Source organism: Pseudomonas sp. 18-147 (assembly GCF_051048045.1).
Taxonomy (GTDB): domain Bacteria; phylum Pseudomonadota; class Gammaproteobacteria; order Pseudomonadales; family Pseudomonadaceae; genus Pseudomonas; species Pseudomonas aeruginosa.
This window is the reverse complement of sequence record NZ_CP182296.1, coordinates 855,052-871,554: the sequence shown is the minus strand read 5'-3', so window position 1 is coordinate 871,554 and position 16,503 is coordinate 855,052. Positions and strand designations below refer to the sequence as shown.

At 65.3% G+C, this 16,503-nt stretch carries 19 protein-coding genes and 1 pseudogene; 18 read left to right on the top strand and 2 right to left on the bottom strand.

Annotation, left to right across the window (positions count from 1 at the left end; translation table 11 throughout):
• Positions 1 to 4: 4 nt before the first annotated feature.
• The 12 genes from ACM0M4_RS04115 (at position 5) to ACM0M4_RS04060 (ending at position 7,498) form a co-directional block, all read left to right on the top strand.
• Complete coding sequence (locus ACM0M4_RS04115) at positions 5 to 1,783, top strand: DDE-type integrase/transposase/recombinase (protein ID WP_075122756.1); 1,779 nt, start codon at positions 5 to 7, stop codon at positions 1,781 to 1,783.
• Entirely contained in the window at positions 1,783 to 2,952 is a 1,170-nt protein-coding gene (locus ACM0M4_RS04110) for an ExeA family protein (RefSeq protein WP_023102419.1), read from the top strand. The genes ACM0M4_RS04115 and ACM0M4_RS04110 overlap by 1 nt, the downstream gene beginning before the upstream one ends.
• 1 nt (position 2,953) lies before the next feature.
• Entirely contained in the window at positions 2,954 to 3,295 is a 342-nt protein-coding gene (locus tag ACM0M4_RS04105; RefSeq protein ID WP_221345490.1) for a hypothetical protein, read from the top strand.
• A complete protein-coding gene (locus ACM0M4_RS04100) occupies positions 3,292 to 3,597 on the top strand; it encodes a hypothetical protein (RefSeq protein WP_031642105.1) in 306 nt (101 codons plus the stop codon). Before ACM0M4_RS04105 ends, ACM0M4_RS04100 begins: the two co-directional genes overlap by 4 nt.
• Complete coding sequence (locus ACM0M4_RS04095) at positions 3,597 to 4,214, top strand: hypothetical protein (protein WP_221345489.1); 618 nt, start codon at positions 3,597 to 3,599, stop codon at positions 4,212 to 4,214. Before ACM0M4_RS04100 ends, ACM0M4_RS04095 begins: the two co-directional genes overlap by 1 nt.
• Positions 4,211 to 4,465, top strand: a complete 255-nt coding sequence (locus ACM0M4_RS04090) for a hypothetical protein (RefSeq protein ID WP_221345488.1) — start codon at positions 4,211 to 4,213, stop codon at positions 4,463 to 4,465. The genes ACM0M4_RS04095 and ACM0M4_RS04090 overlap by 4 nt, the downstream gene beginning before the upstream one ends.
• A 146-nt stretch (positions 4,466 to 4,611) precedes the next feature.
• Positions 4,612 to 5,235, top strand: coding sequence for a DUF3164 family protein (locus tag ACM0M4_RS04085; protein ID WP_221345487.1), 624 nt, complete (start codon positions 4,612 to 4,614; stop codon positions 5,233 to 5,235).
• A 1-nt stretch (position 5,236) separates the two neighbouring features.
• Positions 5,237 to 5,926, top strand: coding sequence for a DUF2786 domain-containing protein (locus tag ACM0M4_RS04080; RefSeq protein ID WP_221345486.1), 690 nt, complete (start codon positions 5,237 to 5,239; stop codon positions 5,924 to 5,926).
• A gap of 1 nt (position 5,927) precedes the next feature.
• Positions 5,928 to 6,119 (top strand): hypothetical protein, encoded by a 192-nt coding sequence (locus ACM0M4_RS04075; RefSeq protein ID WP_016852434.1) that lies wholly within the window; start codon positions 5,928 to 5,930, stop codon positions 6,117 to 6,119.
• Positions 6,119 to 6,586 carry a hypothetical protein gene (locus ACM0M4_RS04070; protein ID WP_016852433.1) on the top strand — a complete coding sequence of 156 codons (468 nt, stop codon included), beginning with the start codon at positions 6,119 to 6,121 and terminating at the stop codon, positions 6,584 to 6,586. Before ACM0M4_RS04075 ends, ACM0M4_RS04070 begins: the two co-directional genes overlap by 1 nt.
• Positions 6,573 to 7,136 (top strand): gp16 family protein, encoded by a 564-nt coding sequence (locus tag ACM0M4_RS04065; RefSeq protein ID WP_003094181.1) that lies wholly within the window; start codon positions 6,573 to 6,575, stop codon positions 7,134 to 7,136. Before ACM0M4_RS04070 ends, ACM0M4_RS04065 begins: the two co-directional genes overlap by 14 nt.
• Positions 7,137 to 7,138: 2 nt before the next feature.
• Positions 7,139 to 7,498, top strand: a complete 360-nt coding sequence (locus ACM0M4_RS04060; protein WP_121411703.1) for a Mor transcription activator family protein — start codon at positions 7,139 to 7,141, stop codon at positions 7,496 to 7,498.
• 121 nt (positions 7,499 to 7,619) lie between these two features.
• Here ACM0M4_RS04060 and ACM0M4_RS04055 read toward each other — a convergent pair.
• A pseudogene (locus ACM0M4_RS04055) lies at positions 7,620 to 7,718 on the bottom strand (hypothetical protein); the annotation flags it as partial.
• A 306-nt stretch (positions 7,719 to 8,024) separates the two neighbouring features.
• On the opposite strand from ACM0M4_RS04055, the gene ACM0M4_RS04050 reads away from it, so the two are divergent.
• The 6 genes from ACM0M4_RS04050 to pqsL all read left to right on the top strand — a co-directional run bounded on the left by ACM0M4_RS04050 (position 8,025) and on the right by pqsL (position 15,452).
• Entirely contained in the window at positions 8,025 to 8,753 is a 729-nt protein-coding gene (locus ACM0M4_RS04050) for a GntR family transcriptional regulator (RefSeq protein WP_003101372.1), read from the top strand.
• 92 nt (positions 8,754 to 8,845) lie between these two features.
• The gene (locus tag ACM0M4_RS04045; RefSeq protein ID WP_003101373.1) at positions 8,846 to 10,165 is read left to right on the top strand and encodes an NAD(P)/FAD-dependent oxidoreductase; all 1,320 of its coding nucleotides are present in this window, start codon (positions 8,846 to 8,848) and stop codon (positions 10,163 to 10,165) included.
• A 135-nt stretch (positions 10,166 to 10,300) separates the two neighbouring features.
• Positions 10,301 to 11,629, top strand: coding sequence for an MFS transporter (locus ACM0M4_RS04040; protein ID WP_003101374.1), 1,329 nt, complete (start codon positions 10,301 to 10,303; stop codon positions 11,627 to 11,629).
• 64 nt (positions 11,630 to 11,693) lie between these two features.
• On the top strand, positions 11,694 to 12,605 hold the full coding sequence (locus ACM0M4_RS04035) for a dihydrodipicolinate synthase family protein (protein WP_023096436.1): 912 nt from the start codon (positions 11,694 to 11,696) through the stop codon (positions 12,603 to 12,605).
• The gene (locus ACM0M4_RS04030; RefSeq protein WP_023096435.1) at positions 12,598 to 14,088 is read left to right on the top strand and encodes an aldehyde dehydrogenase; all 1,491 of its coding nucleotides are present in this window, start codon (positions 12,598 to 12,600) and stop codon (positions 14,086 to 14,088) included. Before ACM0M4_RS04035 ends, ACM0M4_RS04030 begins: the two co-directional genes overlap by 8 nt.
• A 167-nt stretch (positions 14,089 to 14,255) precedes the next feature.
• Positions 14,256 to 15,452 carry an FAD-dependent monooxygenase PqsL gene (gene pqsL / locus ACM0M4_RS04025; protein ID WP_003101379.1) on the top strand — a complete coding sequence of 399 codons (1,197 nt, stop codon included), beginning with the start codon at positions 14,256 to 14,258 and terminating at the stop codon, positions 15,450 to 15,452.
• A 40-nt stretch (positions 15,453 to 15,492) separates the two neighbouring features.
• Here the strand turns inward: pqsL and ACM0M4_RS04020 are convergent, their stop codons facing one another.
• Complete coding sequence (locus ACM0M4_RS04020) at positions 15,493 to 16,497, bottom strand: isopenicillin N synthase family dioxygenase (RefSeq protein ID WP_003101381.1); 1,005 nt, start codon at positions 16,495 to 16,497, stop codon at positions 15,493 to 15,495.
• Positions 16,498 to 16,503: the final 6 nt, after the last annotated feature.

Genomic DNA, 16,503 nt, shown 5'->3' with positions numbered 1-16,503 from the left:
GCCTATGAGCGCCGTGATGACTCAACGCCTCGTTGCCCTGGCACACGAGCTGGATCGCTCCACCGCGAGCAGAACAGAGCTGTGCCAAGCGGCGGCGGACGATCTGCGCATCTCCCTGGCGACTCTGTACCGGAAATTGAAGGAGGTCACTGTGACCCAGCCCCGAAAGAAGCGGGTCGACGCCGGCACCTCAGCGCTGACTCGCGATGAGGCGGAGCTACTCAGTACCACGCTGATCCGCTCCATCCGCGATAACGACAAGCAACTCAGCACCCTGGAGCGCGCCGTCGAGCGTCTTCGCAACAACGGCAAGATCGTCGCAGGCTCTGTGGATCACCGTACTGGTGAAGTCACGCTCATGTCGCTCAGCGCTATAGGCAGGGCCTTGCGTGCCTATGGCTTGCACCCTGAGCAACTGCTGCGCCCGGCCCCTGCGGTCGAGTTGGTCAGTCTGCATCCCAACCACGTCTGGCAGATCGACGCCTCAATCTCCACTCAGTTCTACCTTGCCAATGACGGCGCGCGCGCCATGAATAAGGCCGAGTTCTACGACGGCAAGCCAGAGAATCTCAAGCGCATCGAGAAGCAGCGCCTGTGGCGCTACGTCATCACGGACCACACCAGCGGCACCCTGTACGTACATTACGTGCTCGGTGCTGAAAGCGCGGAGAACCTCTGCCATGTACTGATCAGCGCGATGGTCAAGCGTGGTGATACCGACCCGTTCCATGGCGTGCCCTTCATGATCATGACCGACCCCGGTGCGGCCATGACCTCCTCGATGTTCCGCAACCTGTGTCGCGCCCTGGGCATCGAACTGATCATCAACAAAGTCGGTAACGCACGCGCCAAGGGCCAGGTCGAGCAGGCCCACAACATCGTCGAGCGGGAGTTTGAAAGTGGCCTGCAACTGATGCAGAAACCGCGCACTCTGGACGAGATCAACGGGCTGGCCGGACGCTGGATGCGGCACTACAACGCCACCGCCATCCACACCCGACATCACCGCACTCGCTACGCGGCCTGGATGACGATCAAGCCTGAGCAACTGCGCATTGCACCGCCTGCAGAGACGATGCGCGAACTGGCCATTGCCGCACCGGAGAAACGCAAGGTTTCTGCCCGGCTGCGGGTGCCGTTCCGCGGTGCCGAATACGACGTGTCCGTTATCCAGCACTTGCAGGTCGGTGACCAGGTGCTGGTTACCCGCAACCCGTTCCGCGATGCGGATAGCGCTCAGGTTGTGCTTGTTGGAGAAGACGGCCGCGAGCACTACCAGGTGGTCGAGCGTGTTGAGCGTGATGACAACGGATTCGCTGCCAACGCTGCCACTCGCCGAGTGATTGGCGAAGGGCACCAAGCCTTGCCGGAGACGGCCGCGCAGAAGGACCGCAAGCACCTGGACCAACTCGCCACCGGCACCAGCTCGGTCACGGAGGCAGAGAAGGCGATCAGGTCGCGAGCAGTGCCGTTCAACGGCGAGATCGATCCGTTCAAGGAACAGGCCAACACCGTGTTGCCAACCTACCTGCCCAAGCGCGGTACCGAACTGGAGACCCGCGTCACCGTGGCTGGCTTGGCCTCGGTCGAGCTGAAACCACTGAACCGCATCGAGCTAGCCAAGGCGCTGCGCGTACGTCTGGGTACAGCCTGGACACCGGCATCTATGGAATGGCTCAAGACCAACTACCCGGAAGGCGCTATGGAGGAGCAACTCGACAGCATCGTTCAGCAGTTGCAGGCACCTGCACGCCCAAGCCTGCGCCTGGTAGGGGGTGAGTAATGCTGCGCCTGAAGGAAGTACTCGCAACCCTCAGCCTTGGCCAGGCTGATCTGGCCAGGGCGATGAAGCTCAGCCCGGCAGCCATCGCCCAGTTGGTCAATCACGACCAGTGGCCCAAGTCCATCGACAAGCAGGAGCTGTGGGGCCGTATGGCCGACTGGCTCTATGACGTTGGTGCGCAAGACGGCGACATCGCCGCCTTGGAAGAAGAAGTGGAGTCGCCGCGCGCCAACGCGGCGACTCCTGCAACCCCGGAAACCAATCACGAAAACCAGGAGTGCCCCGACATGCTAATGGCAAAACAATCCCTGCGGCCAGACACCAAGCGCGCCTTCGGCGTGATGGTCGACCCGTTTGGCGATCTACGCTGCGCCGAAGACATGTATTTCAGCGGCGATATTCGCTACATCCGCGAATCGATGTACCAAACCGCACGCCATGACGGCTTCCTCGCCATCGTGGGCGAGTCCGGTGCCGGCAAGAGCACTCTGCGTCGCGATCTAACCCACCGTCTGCGCAACGAGCCGGTCATCACCATCGACCCCTTCGTAGTTGGCATGGAAGCCAACGACATCAAGGGCAAGACCCTGAAGGCGACTCATATCGCCGAAGCCATCATGTATGCCGTGGCACCGCTGGAAACACCTAAGTCCAGCCCCGAAGCTCGCTTCCGCCAGGTCCACACCTGCCTCAAGAACTCATACGCCGCCGGCAACCGTCATGTCGTGATCATCGAAGAGGCGCACTCGATCCCGACCCAGACCCTCAACCACCTCAAGCGCATGCGCGACCAGTTCGAGGACGGATTTGACAAGCTGCTCAGCATCATCCTGATCGGTCAGCCCGAACTGCTCATCAAGCTGTCGCCACGCAACGCCGACGTGCGCGAAGTAGCCCAGCGGGTCGAGATCGCCATCTTGCCGGCCATCCCCTCGGGTGATGTAGAGCAGCACCTGGCATTTCGTGTCGGACGCGCCGGCAAGAAGCTGGACGAACTGATCGACCAGGGTGGCATCCACGCCATCGTTGAACGCCTCGCCAGCTCCGGCAAGGACGGAACCAGCCAGCTCTATCCGTTGGCTATCGGAAACCTCTTCAACGCAGCGCTGAACCTGGCTGCCGAGATCGGTGAAAGCCGCATTACCGCTGATGTGGTCAAGGGGGTGTGAGATGAACGTCGTACCGATCACTGGCCGCCTCCCTGAAGAGCATCCGAAAGCTACCCATCTGCCGCTCTGCACAGTACTGACGCCAGAGCTGGCCCGCTGCCTGGAGGCCGTCAACAGCGCCACCCGCGCCTTGCGCCAGGCCGGCATTCCGATTGAGCAGACGTCGGTGCTCGATCGCCGCCTGTTCATCCGCGAAGAGGATTCGTTGCGGCTGCACCGCCGCTTCCGCAACGCCATCCGCGGTATTCGCCAGACCACTCACGGGAAGGTCACCGTCCATGTCGTCAGTCTGCTCGGTGTTGACGTGGCCTGGACGACCCCGGTGAAGGAGCAAGACCAATGACCGTCATCACCCATGCTTACACCCCGCTGATGGACGTTGATGCCATGAGCGAGGAGGACTGCCGCCTGGCCCTGAAGGATGTTCTGCGCGATGGGTTCGCGAAGGACCAGCAAATGGTCGAGCTGAAGACCATCAACCACACGCTGAATCAGCAGCTCAATCACGCGAACAACATCTTGATCAAGCTGGCGGAGTTGAAGCTGGCCTATCAACACGAGGCGTATGAAGCCGAGCTGGAGCAGTTGGCCGCTTACTACCTGCACCTCAAGGCCGAGCAGCAGACTGCTGGGAGGGTGCACTGATGAACAACGACACACAGCGGAACCAGTGCGATGGCTGCCAGGCCGGCGTGCCGCTGGAGAACGGCAAACACCGAATGGGACGTCCTGGTGGCTACCCCGACCTCATGAGCTGCACAGCCCATCTCTATGGGGCGCCGCAAGTACAGCCTGTGGCATGGGCCATTTTCGACGGCGCCTGGATCTCGGACCACACGGCTGATCCAAACCGAGCGGAGCAATGGGCTGAGGATGGTAAGAACGTGATCGCTCTTTTCGCGATTCCGGTCCAGCAGCCGGTATCTGCTTTCGCTCGGGATGTGCTGGCAGAACGGCAGCGGCAGATCCTCCAGGAAGGCTTCAGCCCCAGCCATGATGCCGAGTACCGAGGCGGTGAACTAGCGCTGGCTGCTACCTGCTACGCCGACGAAGCCGTTACGCAGATCTGCCAGCCAGAGCGAGAGCCGTGCCTGACGCAACTGGTGCCGGGCTGGTGGCCGTTCGAGCCATCCTGGTGGAAACCCAGCCTGGGCGCTCGAAAGAACCTGGTGAAGGCCACGGCGCTGCTCCTCGCACAGGGTGACGCGATCGATCTACAGATCGAGGTGGAACTGCAGTCTGACGGGGAGGAACAACCGTGATCCAGAGCACCCGTTACGACACTCTCGTCATTGAGGGAGCCAGCGGCACCACCGTACCTAAAGAGGTAGACGGAGGGCGTGTCGTGTCCTGGGCGAAGGGACATGCACTCGCAGGAGCCGATCCGCTTGAAGCATTCGTGCAGGCTCTGGCCAATGGCGACTACAACGAAGTTCCCGGTGATGCCCTGCAGCTGATGGCCGAAGGAGTCATCGCCCGCCACAACCGACAACTGGAGGCTGGCTATGACTGAGCGCCGCCTCAAATGCCGGCGCTGCCGCTGGATCGGCGCGCTTAGCGATCTCCATCCGGTGCCGCACCCGAAGGATTCTTCGCGTAGCGACAACGTCTGCCCACGCTGCGGGTGCAAAACCTTCTCTCCAACTGAGGATTCCTCCCATGGCTGAACAAGCAGTGCATGTTCCCGCCGGGTACCGCATGGACGCCAAGGGGCGCCTGGTACCTGAAAAAATGATCAAGCCCATCGACCTGGAGCGCGACCGCCTTGTGCAGGAGATCGTTGCCAAGGGGAAGGCTCTGAACAAGGCGTTGCTGGATTTCAAACTGGCGACATTCGGCGATATCGAAGCCTTCATCACACTGTCGGCCGAGCAGTACCAGGCGAAGGTAGGTGGCAAGAAGGGCAACGCCTCCCTGGTCAGCTTCGACGGTCGCTACAAGGTCATTCGGGCCATGGCCGAAAACATCGCCTTCGACGAGCGCCTGCAGGCGGCCAAGGCGTTGATCGACGAGTGCCTCCACGAATGGACGGAAGGTGCTCGCGCGGAGGTCATCACGCTGATCAACGATGCGTTCCGCGTGGACCAAGCAGGGAACATCCGTACCGGCAGTGTGCTTGCCCTGCGCCGCCTGCAGATCGATGACGAACGTTGGCAGCGTGCAATGCAGGCCATCGGCGAGGCTGTCCAGGTCGTGAGCACCAAGGCGTACGTGCGTATCCAGGAGCGGGTCGGGGACACCGACCAGTACCGCTCCATTCCTCTTGATATCGCAGGGGTGTGACATGGACCAGGACCGTATCCTCGACAAGATCAAGAAGTGCCTGGAAATGGCGAAGGGACGGGGCTCCAACCCGAACGAGGCCGAGATCGCGCTGCGTCATGCCCACAAACTGATGGAAGCCTACAACCTGGAGATGGGCGACGTGCTGGCCAGCATGGCTGGCGAAGCCAAGGTTCCCGCTGGCTCGGATGGAAAACCGCCGGCCTGGCGGGTGAGGCTCGCTCAAGTGTGCTGCCATGCCTTCGGCACGCACCTGATCATCTGCACCTCCTATTTCGAAAGCGCTTCGTTCCTCTTCGTCGGCTGCGCGGCGGCGCCGGAGCTGACCGGCTACGCCTACCAGGTGCTGGAGCGACAGCTGCAGAAGGCGCGCAAGGACTTCCTGAGCACGCAGAAACGCTGCAAGCGGTCCACCAAGGTAGCCCGTGGAGATGCCTTCGCGCATGGATGGATCGAGGCCGTGTACGCCAAGGTCGACCAGTTCGCGGGCGTCGACGACAACATCGCCGACGCGATCCAGGCGTACATGGCGAAGCACCACGCTGACGTCGGCAAGTTCGAGATGAAGCGCCGCAAGCTCAAGGCACGTGACGAAGTGGCCAGTGAAGCGGGGTATGCCGCGGGCAAGCGCGCGCGGCTGCACCAGGGGATCGGGCACCAGGCCGTGGCTCGGCTTACTCAGGGGGTGTGAGATGTCGCAAGCCAATCCGTTCATTCGTCCTGACAAGGACTACGGTGCAGTGAGTGCTGATGATCGCCTGCGCGCTCTGGACAGCTTCAATCTAGAGCAATGCCGTGCTGCGCTCTCGGTACCCGGTCTGCAGAAGACCGTCGAGAAGAAGCTGCACAGCCGCATTCGACAGCTCAACAAGGAGGCCAGGTGATGGAGCGCTACCACTCAACGGCCGGCGATCCACCTCGGCGTGATGCTGACGTAAAGCGGCAGGAGGCTCAGGAGCTGGACGAACTTGTTCAGCAATTCCTGGCCGGCGGCGGTCAGATCGAGAAAGTCGGGTACAAGATGCGTGAGTTGCCGGACACTTTCGTCATCAACCCCATGAAGACGCCGGTATACAACGGAGCCCTGGCCGAGAATTCGTCGCTCAAAGCGAAGCCTGCCGCGCCACGTACGCAAGCCAAGACCGAGCCCCAACGCTCCCCAGCTCCCTTGCCGGCTTTGCAGCCGGCTCCTGGCGTGAACCCGAAGGTCTGGTTGAGCCGGATGATCAAAGCCCAGGCGCTGCTGGCTGCGCAGACGGCCAGGCTCGCTCGCGAATTGGGCGTCAGCGATGCTGAGCTGCGCCGGCTGGGACGTCGGCATGGCATGGAGGTGTTCCATGGCACTCGCTAGGGGGCTGCTCAGCAAGATCCACATCGCTCGTCAGCAGCTCGGCCTGCAGGACGATGTCTATCGGCAGAAGCTGCAGGTGATGTTCGGCAAGGGATCGGCGCGGGATCTCAACCTGCGCCAGGCCGAGCAGTTGCTGACGGAGTTCAAGCGCCTGGGCTGGCAACCACAGCCCAGCAAGCGAGCAGCCGGCAAGCCGCATAACTTCAGTCAGCTGCCCGCCGAGGTCCAGGTCATCGAGGCGCAGTTGGCCGAGATGAGGCTGCCCTGGAGTTACGCCGACAAGATCGCAAAGCAGATGTTCGGCGTGGCCAAGGTCGCCTGGCTGAAGAAGCCAGATCAGCTCACGGCAATCCTGGCAGCGCTGCACGTCGAGCAGGAGAAGCGGTACCTACTCGCTGAAGTGGATCGGCTCTGCCAGGGCCTGGGCATTGAGCATCCAGAACAGGCGGCCGGCCTGGAACAGCTGCCGAAAGGGTGGCGGCGGCAGCGTCCAATCCTCAAGGCCCTGGTTGAAACGCTCCAGGCGGCCGCAGATAGCAAGCGGAGGTAATAATGAAGGAGATCCGTTCGCAGCAGATCCGCCGCCGGAACAACATGCTCAGCGAGCTGGCCGAACTGATCGTCGAAGCGTTCGTGCGCAACGGGATTCCTCGGGAGAAGGCGGTGCCCGAGTCGGAGGAGGTGGCGTTCCAGCTGCATCGGCGCTGGGCCGGTTTGACATTTGTTTTCCCGGTCAAAGATGACCTGGCCCGCAAGCGTCTGGAGTTGCACATCCTGCAGCGCTACGATGGATCGAACGCCGACAAGCTGGTCCAGGAGTTCGGAATTTCAGAAGGGCTGATCTACGAAATAGTCAGGAAGCACCGCAGGCAGCGAAAGGATCAGATGACGCTTTTTGACCCGGTCGAATGAGCCGGGTCTTCGTTTCACCCCTGGCAACACCTTTTCATTCTCTCGTCTCGATATTCCCCATCCCCTCCCGCTATATCTCGATTTTTCGCGCACCTCCCCCTCGGTATTTCTCACCCTCTCTCAGGAAGCCCACCCGCGCCCGTGCCGAGCCCCCCTCCCCGGCCCCGGTGAACCTGAGGTTCTGCCCTTGCAGGGCGGCGCTGAAACGCCTTCTTTCCATCGATTCGTGCCTCTTGTTCTTCTTGTTCCCGGCCAGCGGGCCGCGACGCCTGCCGTCACGGCGAAAACCCCGGGCGCTCCATCATATGCGCAAGCCATGTGACTTGGCGCCTCCCTGGCGCGCCGGGGGAATGTGCTCAAATACGCCCTCGGGGGGCTGCCCCTTTCACACGCCACGGCGTCAGCGGAAACAGCGCGGACGAACGGTGCGGAGACGCCCCGAAAACCTGTAGACATATTGTCTAACAGAACCCTATAGTCATTATACAAACTGTAGACAAAGCCCATGACAAGTAGAAAGGCCTCCATGAAAGCCCAACCCGACGTCGACTCGAACAGCGCCGATGCCCCCTTCGACCGCAAGGCGGTGCTGGGCGATGCGCTGCGCCGGCGGATCCTGAGCATGGAACTGGCGCCCGGCGCGGTCGTCGACGAACTCGCCCTGTGCGACGAGTTCGGCCTCTCGCGCCCGCCGGTGCGCGAACTGCTGCGGCAGATCGCCGCCGAGGGCTACATCGAACTGGAAGCCAACCGTGCGCCGCGCGTCGCGGCCATGAGCCACGACTCGCTGCACGCCTTCTTTCTCGCCGCGCCGCTGATCTACATCGCCACCACGCAACTGGCGGCCACCCATGCCAGCGAAGCGGAGATCGAGACGCTCAAGGCGATCCAGGAAGATTTCCGCAAGGCCATCGAAGAGAAGCATGTGGAAAACCGCGTCATCCACAACGACGCCTTCCACCTGGAGATCGGCAGGATGGCCCACAACGACTACCTCATGCCGAGCCTGCGCCGCTTGCTGATCGACCATGCGCGGCTGGGCAAGATCTTCTACCGCCATCCGACCACCGACGACATGCAACGCGACCTGGAACTCGCCTGCGACCAGCACGACCAGATCGTCGATGCCATCCAGCGGCGCGATCCGGATGCGGCGGCGGACATCGTCCGTGCGCATTTCGAGCTGTCGCGCCGGCGCATGGCCGAGTACGCGGCACCGGCCGGAGTGGAGGTGGCGCTGGTCTACGAGGGTTAGCGAGCCCCCGCGCCACGGCCCCGCCCGAGAAGCGGAGGCGGTCACGCAGGGGATGGTTACCGGGTTCCAATAACAAGAGTCAGGTCCCTGCGATGACGAAAGTAACCCACCTTCCGGCCGACGACCGTTCCTGCGGCTGGTATCACCTCAGCCCGCCGCGGCGGCCGAAGCCGGCCCACTACGGCAGGAGCGCCGCCCGTTGGGTGGTGGTCGGCGCCGGCTTCACCGGCCTCGCCGCCGCGCGCCAGCTGGCGCTGCATTTTCCCGACGAGGAGATCGTCCTGGTCGAGGCCCAGGAAGTCGGCTTCGGTACCGCCGGGCGCAACGCCGGCTTCGCCATCGACCTGCCCCACGACATCGGCGCCGACGACTACATCGGCGACATAGCGACCGCCCGGATCGGCCTGAAGCTCAATCTCGCCGGCCAGTCGCTGCTCCGCGAACAGGTACAGCGCCATGCCATCGACTGCCAGATGAAGGCCTGCGGCAAGTACCAGGCGGCCGTCGAGGCGCGCGGCGTGGCTGTGCTCGACGCCTACCGGCGCGGCCTCGATCGGCTCGGCCAGGCCTACGAGGTGATCGAGGCGGACGACCTCCCGGGACACATCGGCACCGCTTTCTATCGCAAGGCCCTGTTCACCCCCGGTACCCTGCTGGTGCAGCCCTCGGCCCTGGTCAAGGGCCTGGCCGACAGCCTGCCGGGCAACGTCAGCCTCTACGAACACACACCGATCACCGCCGTGGAATATGGCGACAGGACCCTGCTGAGCCATCCCCACGGCAGCATCCTGGCCGACCGCCTGGTCCTCGCCAACAACGCCTTCGGCATGAGCTTCGGCTTCCTCCAGGGGCGGATGCTGCCGATCTTCACCTACGCCAGCCTGACCCGGCCGCTCGATGCCGAGGAGCAGGCCCGTCTCGGCGGGCGCCCCTACTGGGGCCTGATCCCGGCCGACCCTTACGGCACCACGGTGAGGCGTACCCCGGACAACCGCCTGCTGATCCGCAACAGCTTCAGTTTCAACCCTGACGGACGCAGCGCCGGGAAGTACCTTGAGCGCTTCGCCGTACGCCATCGCGCCTCGTTCCGCCAGCGCTTCCCGATGCTCCCGGAAGTCGGCTTCGACTACACCTGGGGCGGCTCGCTGGCGCTGTCGAGGAACCACATGGGGCACTTCGGCGAGCTGGCGCCCAACGTCTATGGCGCCCTGTGCTGCAACGGCCTGGGGGTAACCCGCGGGACCGTCACCGGGAAGCTGCTGGCCGACTGGCTGGCGGGCGAACGCAACGAGCTGATCGACTTCCTGCTGCGCGCGCCCGGTCCCAGCGGCAATCCACCCGAACCACTCCTTTCCCTTGGCGTGAACCTCAACCTGAGGTGGGGGCAGTATCGAGCAGGTAGAGAAAGCTAGGCATCCCTAGGAACGCGCCCGCGGGCGCCGACTTCGATTCAGACGGCCATTGAAGACCGGAGCTGGAGAGCGTTCCAGCCTCGCGGATTCGCTCGGCCCGAATTCACCGGCAGCGGTTAGAACCAGGAGACAATAATGACAAATCCTACGACCTCGATCGAAGACGTACCCCTCAACGCCTTCCACCGGCTGTTGACCCTGCGCTCCGGCGGCGGCTCCTTCGTCGACGGCTACGTGCTGAGCATCATCGGCGTGGCGATGCTGCAGATGACCGCGGCATTGCAACTGAGCAGTTTCTGGCAGGGCATGATCGCCGCCTCGGCGCTGGTCGGCATCTTCTTCGGCGGTTTCCTCGGCGGCTGGCTGACCGACCGCCTGGGCCGCCGCAGGTTGTTCTTCGTCGGCCCCAGCCTGTTCGTCCTCGCTTCCCTGGCGCAGTACGGGGTCGACTCGGCGGCGGCGCTGTTCGTCCTGCGCTTCCTGATCGGCGTGGCGGTGGGCATCGAGTACCCGGTCGCCACCGCCTTGCTGGTGGAGTTCCTGCCGAAGAAGTATCGCGGACCGCGCCTGGCCACCCTGACCATCCTCTGGTTCGCCGGCGCCGCCTTCGCCTACCTGGTCGGCGACCTGATCCTGCGCAGCGGCGGCGAGGACGCCTGGCGCCTGGTACTGGCCAGCACCGCGGCGATCGGCGCCGTGCTGTTCCTGCTACGCATCGGCACCCCCGAGTCGCCGCGCTGGCTGCTGAGCAAGGGCCGCGACGCGGACGCAGAACGGGTCATCCGCCAGGTCTACGGCGAAGCCTTCTCGCTGGAAAACCTGCCCGAACAGGCGCTGGAACGGAAGGTCACCATCTGGCACCTGCTCTACGCCGGCTACGGCAAGCGCATGCTCTTCGTCACCCTGTTCTGGACCTGCTCGGTGATCCCCGTGTTCGCCGTCTACGCCTTCGCGCCCAAGGTGCTGCTGGCGCTGAACCTGAAGGGCGACTGGGCCTCCTACGGTTCGGTGGCGATCACCCTGCTGTTCGTCATCGGCTGCATCATCGCCACCCGCCTGATCAACCGCATCGGCCGGCGCTGCATGCTGCTGCACAGCTTCCTCTGGTCCGGCCTGGCGCTGCTCGGGCTGGGCGTCTTCCACGCCGGCTCGGAGGCGACCATCCTCGGCCTGTTCGGTGCCTACGCGCTGTTCATCGGCGGCGCCCAGGTGCTGCAACTGGTCTACCCGAACGAACTGTTCCCCACCGAGATCCGCGCCTTCGCGGTCGGCGTCGGCACCTCGTTATCGCGCGTCGGCGCCGCGGTGGGCACCTACCTGGTGCCGCTTTCCCTGGAAACCCTGGGTACCGCCCAGACCATGTACGCCGCCGCGCTGGTGACCCTGCTCGGGCTGCTCGTGACCTGGGCCCTGGCGCCGGAAACCCGTTCGCTGAACCTGCAGCAGGCGGCTTCGCTCACCTGAACCACCCGCCGCGGCAGCGTCCGCCGGGTGCGCCGCGGCCCAGCATCCCACAGGAGGAAACCCCGTGAAATTCGAAGGTATCTATACCCCCGCCATCACCCCGCTGAGCGCCGACGGCAGCATCGACACCCAGGCCTTCGCCGAGGTCCTGGAGTTTCTCGTCGAGTCGAAGGTGCACGGCATCGTGATCGGCGGCTCCACCGGCGAGTACTACGCGCACACCGCCGAGGAACGCCTGGCCCTCGCCGCCCACGCCAGCAAAGTCATCGCCGGGCGCCTGCCGCTGGTGGTGGGAACCGGCGCGATCCGCACCGAGGACTCGCTGGCCTACGCCGAAGCCGCCCGCGCCATCGGCGCCGACGCCATCCTGGTCGGCTCGCCGCCCTACGCGCTGCCGACCTCGCGGGAGATCGCCGAGCACGTGCTGGCGGTGGATCGCGCCGCCGGCCTGCCGATCATGCTCTACAACTATCCGGCGCGGATGGGCGTGGAGATGGACGAGGCGTTCTTCGCCGCCGTCGCCGGCTGCCGCAACATCGTCGCGATCAAGGAAAGCTCCGGCTCCACCGCGCAATTGCACCGCCTGGCCTGCCGCCACCCGCGGATCACCTTGTCCTGCGGCTGGGACGACCAGGCCCTGGAGTTCTTCGCCTGGGGCGCGCGCAGTTGGGTCTGCGCCGGCTCCAACTTCATCCCTGGCGAACACCTCGCCCTGTACCAGGCCTGCGTGGTCGAGAACGACTTCGCCAAGGGCCGGCGCATCATGGCGGCGATGATGCCGCTGATGGACTTTCTCGAAAGCGGTCACTTCGTCCAGTCGATCAAGCACGGCTGCGAACTGGCCGGCCTGCGCGCCGGCGGCGTACGTGCGCCGCTGAAGGCGCTGGACGAGGCCGGCAAGGCGGCACTGGCGGAGATCGTCGCCAGGCTCAAGGGCGAGGTCGCGCGGATCGTCGAGGGTGGGCGCCATGACTGAGCTGCTGAGCCGGGAGGAATACGCGGCCATCGCCGCGACGCTGGACCTTCCCCAGCGCGCCTTCATCGACGGAGGGTTCCGCGATGCCTGCGGCGGCCGCACCTTCGCCTCGACCAACCCGGCCACCGGCGAGCTGCTGGCGCAGGTCGCCGCCTGCGACGCGGAGGACGTCGGGCACGCCGTGGCCAGCGCGCGGCGGGCGTTCGAGGACGGCCGCTGGCGCTCGCGCACGCCCGCCGAGCGCAAGGCGGCGCTGCTGCGCCTGGCCGAGCTGCTGGAAGAGCACCTGCTGGAACTGGCGGTGATGGAGAGCCTCGACAGCGGCAAGCCGATCCGCGAATGCCAGCACACCGACCTGCCGGAAACCATCAATACCCTGCGCTGGCATGCCGAACTGATCGACAAGATCTACGACAGCACCGCCCCGGTCGGTTCGGCGGCGCTGGCCATGGTGGTACGCGAGCCGATCGGCGTGGTCGGCCTGGTGCTGCCGTGGAACTTCCCGCTGCTGATGCTCGCCTGGAAGATCGGCCCGGCGCTGGCGGCAGGCTGCTCCGTAGTGGTCAAGCCGGCCCCCGAGACCAGCCTGACCGCCCTGCGCGTCGCCGAACTGGCCAGCCAGGCGGGGATCCCCGCCGGGGTGTTCAACGTGGTCCCCGGCGGCGGCCGCGAGGCCGGCGAACCGCTGGGCCGCCACCCGGACGTGGCGATGGTCAGCTTCACCGGCTCCACCGCGACCGGCCGCCTGTTCCTCAAGTACGCCGCCGAGTCCAACCTCAAGCGGGTGGTACTGGAGTGCGGCGGCAAGAACCCGGCGGTGGTGATGAACGATGTCGAGGACCTCGACCTGGTGGCGCAACACGTGGTCAACGGCGCGTTCTGGAACATGGGCGAGAACTGCTCGGCGTCCTCGCGGCTGATCGTCCATGCCGAGGTCCGCGAGGCGCTGCTCGAACGCATCGGCGCGCAGCTCCGCGAGTGGCGCATGGGCGACCCGCTGGATCCGCGTAATCGCCTCGGCGCGCTGGTCAGCCCGGCGCACTTCGAGAAGGTCCGCGCGTACCTCGACCAGGCCAGGACGGAGCGGTTGGCGGTGCGCTTCGGCGGCGCCACCGAGGCTGACATCTTCGTCGAGCCGACCGTGGTCGATGGCGTCTCGCCGCACAGCCGGCTGTTCCGCGAGGAAATCTTCGGCCCGCTGCTCTCGGTCACCTCTTTCGACGACATCGACGAAGCCATCGCCCTGGCCAACGACACCGTCTACGGCCTCGCCGCCTCGGCCTACACCGGCAGCCTGCGCCACGCACTGCGCCTGTCGCGAGAGATCCGCGCGGGGATCGTCACCGTCAACTGCTTCGGCGAGGGCGACGCCTCGACGCCCTTCGGCGGCTACAAGGAGTCAGGCTTCGGCGGTCGCGACAAGTCGGTCTGGGCACACGACCAGTACACAGAGTTGAAGACCATCTGGATCGACGCTTCCTGAAGCTGTCCGGCCCGCAAGGGCCGGCACTCCCGCCTGGCGGCGAGACCGGACAACCGGGCCGGACAGGCGACCAAGTGCAGACAACACCCATTCTGCATAACGTTCCGTCGCTATGCTGCTGCCTCCACCCTTCCCTTTTCCGCCAGGAACGACACGGAGACTCATCCATGACGGACAACCATATCGATGTACTGATCAACGGCTGCGGCATCGGTGGGGCGATGCTCGCCTACCTGCTCGGCCGCCAGGGCCACCGCGTGGTGGTAGTGGAGCAGGCACGGCGCGAACGCGCGATCAACGGCGCCGACCTGCTCAAGCCGGCCGGCATCCGGGTGGTCGAGGCGGCCGGGTTGTTGGCCGAGGTGACCCGTCGCGGTGGGCGGGTCCGCCATGAGCTGGAGGTCTATCACGACGGCGAGCTGCTTCGCTATTTCAACTATTCCAGCGTCGACGCGCGCGGCTATTTCATCCTCATGCCCTGCGAGTCGCTGCGCCGCCTGGTACTGGAAAAGATCGACGGCGAAGCGACCGTCGAGATGCTGTTCGAGACCCGCATCGAAGCGGTGCAGCGCGACGAGCGCCACGCGATCGACCAGGTGCGCCTGAACGACGGCCGCGTGCTGCGTCCGCGGGTGGTGGTGGGAGCCGACGGTATCGCCTCCTACGTGCGCCGCCGGCTGCTCGATATCGATGTGGAACGCCGCCCCTACCCGTCGCCGATGCTGGTCGGCACCTTCGCCCTGGCGCCCTGCGTGGCCGAGCGCAACCGCCTGTACGTGGACTCGCAGGGCGGGCTGGCCTACTTCTATCCGATCGGTTTCGACCGCGCGCGACTGGTGGTGAGCTTCCCCAGGGAGGAGGCGCGCGAGCTGATGGCCGACACCCGCGGCGAGTCGCTGCGCCGGCGCTTGCAACGCTTCGTCGGCGACGAGAGCGCCGAGGCGATCGCCGCCGTCACCGGCACTTCGCGCTTCAAGGGCATCCCCATCGGCTACCTGAACCTGGACCGCTACTGGGCGGACAACGTGGCGATGCTCGGCGACGCCATCCACAACGTGCATCCGATCACCGGCCAGGGCATGAACCTGGCCATCGAGGACGCCAGCGCCCTGGCCGACGCCCTCGACCTGGCCTTGCGCGACGCCTGCGCGCTGGAGGATGCCCTGGCCGGCTACCAGGCCGAGCGCTTCCCGGTGAACCAGGCGATCGTCTCCTATGGCCATGCGCTGGCCACCAGCCTGGAGGATCGCCAGCGCTTCGCCGGGGTCTTCGACACCGCCCTGCAGGGCAGCAGCCGTACGCCGGAAGCCCTGGGCGGCGAGCGCTCCTACCAGCCGGTGCGGTCGCCGGCGCCGCTCGGCTGAACCCGCCAGCGCGGCCGGAGCGTAGCGTCCGGCCGCGCGCCTAGAGCAGGTCGCGGCGCAACTGCGGGAATACCTTGGCCACCTTGTTCAGCAGGTAGTCGCCGTACTCGCCGTGGAAAGCGTGGACGTTGGCCTGGTCCCAGCGACGGGCGCTGTCATCCTGTTCCGGCACCTCGGGCAGCCCTTCGATGGGCTGCACGCGGGCATGGAAGTTCGGATCGAAGAACAGCGGGAACGACAGGCGGTCGCGCCCCGAAGTGTTGCGTGCCACCCGGTGCGGCGTGCTGCGGTAGAGGCCGCCGGTCATGCGTTCGAGCATGTCTCCGAGGTTGCAGACGAACGAGCCCGGTATCGGCGGAGCCTCCAGCCAGCCCTGTGGGGTGCGCACCTGCAGGCCGCCGATGGCGTCCTGGTGGAGCAGCGTGAGCAGGCCGTAGTCGGTGTGTTCGCCGACGCCCCACTGCACGTCGAGGCCCTCCGGCACTGGCTGGCTCGGGTAATTGAACAGGCGGAAGAGGATCAGCGGATCGCCGGTATAGCGCGCGGCGAAGTAGTCGGCTTCCAGTCCCAGACCGAGGGCGATGCCCTCCATCAGCCGGTGGCCGACGCGGGTGGTTGCGTCCAGGTACTCCAGCAGCGTCTCGCGCAGGCCGGGCACCTCGGGGAACAGGTTGGCGCCATGCAGCGGCGTCCCGGCGCGCACTTCGGGATGCTCAGCGTCCAGTTCGCTGCCCAGGTACAAGCCTTCCTTCCAGTCCGGGCGGTTGGAGGTCAGTTCGCCGCCAAGAGGGAAATAGCCGCGCCAGGCGCGCCCGCCAAGCTCCATGCGCCAGCGCAGCTTGCTCGTCTCGTCGAGGGCGAAGAACTGCCGCGCCAGGCGCTCCAGGCGCTCGACCAGTTGCGCCTCGACGCCGTGCCCGACCACGTAGAAGAAGCCCTGCTCGCGGCAGGCGCGGTCGATTCGCACGGCGACCGACCGTCGCGCCGCCGGGTCGCTGCCGGCAAGGGCGGCGATATCGATGATCGGCAGACTCGGAGTGCTCATGGCGTT

Bases quoted from the DNA above. Each gene is read 5' to 3' on its own strand.
- ACM0M4_RS04060 (WP_121411703.1), top strand. From the start codon at position 7,139: ATGAAGGAGATCCGTTCGCAGCAGATCCGCCGCCGGAACAACATGCTC.
- pqsL (WP_003101379.1), top strand. From the start codon at position 14,256: ATGACGGACAACCATATCGATGTACTGATCAACGGCTGCGGCATCGGT.
- ACM0M4_RS04020 (WP_003101381.1), bottom strand. From the start codon at position 16,497: ATGAGCACTCCGAGTCTGCCGATCATCGATATCGCCGCCCTTGCCGGC.
- ACM0M4_RS04070 (WP_016852433.1), top strand. From the start codon at position 6,119: ATGGAGCGCTACCACTCAACGGCCGGCGATCCACCTCGGCGTGATGCT.
- ACM0M4_RS04065 (WP_003094181.1), top strand. From the start codon at position 6,573: ATGGCACTCGCTAGGGGGCTGCTCAGCAAGATCCACATCGCTCGTCAG.
- ACM0M4_RS04110 (WP_023102419.1), top strand. From the start codon at position 1,783: ATGCTGCGCCTGAAGGAAGTACTCGCAACCCTCAGCCTTGGCCAGGCT.
- ACM0M4_RS04115 (WP_075122756.1), top strand. From the start codon at position 5: ATGAGCGCCGTGATGACTCAACGCCTCGTTGCCCTGGCACACGAGCTG.
- ACM0M4_RS04050 (WP_003101372.1), top strand. From the start codon at position 8,025: ATGAAAGCCCAACCCGACGTCGACTCGAACAGCGCCGATGCCCCCTTC.
- ACM0M4_RS04095 (WP_221345489.1), top strand. From the start codon at position 3,597: ATGAACAACGACACACAGCGGAACCAGTGCGATGGCTGCCAGGCCGGC.
- ACM0M4_RS04080 (WP_221345486.1), top strand. From the start codon at position 5,237: ATGGACCAGGACCGTATCCTCGACAAGATCAAGAAGTGCCTGGAAATG.
- ACM0M4_RS04105 (WP_221345490.1), top strand. From the start codon at position 2,954: ATGAACGTCGTACCGATCACTGGCCGCCTCCCTGAAGAGCATCCGAAA.
- ACM0M4_RS04030 (WP_023096435.1), top strand. From the start codon at position 12,598: ATGACTGAGCTGCTGAGCCGGGAGGAATACGCGGCCATCGCCGCGACG.
- ACM0M4_RS04075 (WP_016852434.1), top strand. From the start codon at position 5,928: ATGTCGCAAGCCAATCCGTTCATTCGTCCTGACAAGGACTACGGTGCA.
- ACM0M4_RS04085 (WP_221345487.1), top strand. From the start codon at position 4,612: ATGGCTGAACAAGCAGTGCATGTTCCCGCCGGGTACCGCATGGACGCC.
- ACM0M4_RS04040 (WP_003101374.1), top strand. From the start codon at position 10,301: ATGACAAATCCTACGACCTCGATCGAAGACGTACCCCTCAACGCCTTC.
- ACM0M4_RS04045 (WP_003101373.1), top strand. From the start codon at position 8,846: ATGACGAAAGTAACCCACCTTCCGGCCGACGACCGTTCCTGCGGCTGG.
- ACM0M4_RS04100 (WP_031642105.1), top strand. From the start codon at position 3,292: ATGACCGTCATCACCCATGCTTACACCCCGCTGATGGACGTTGATGCC.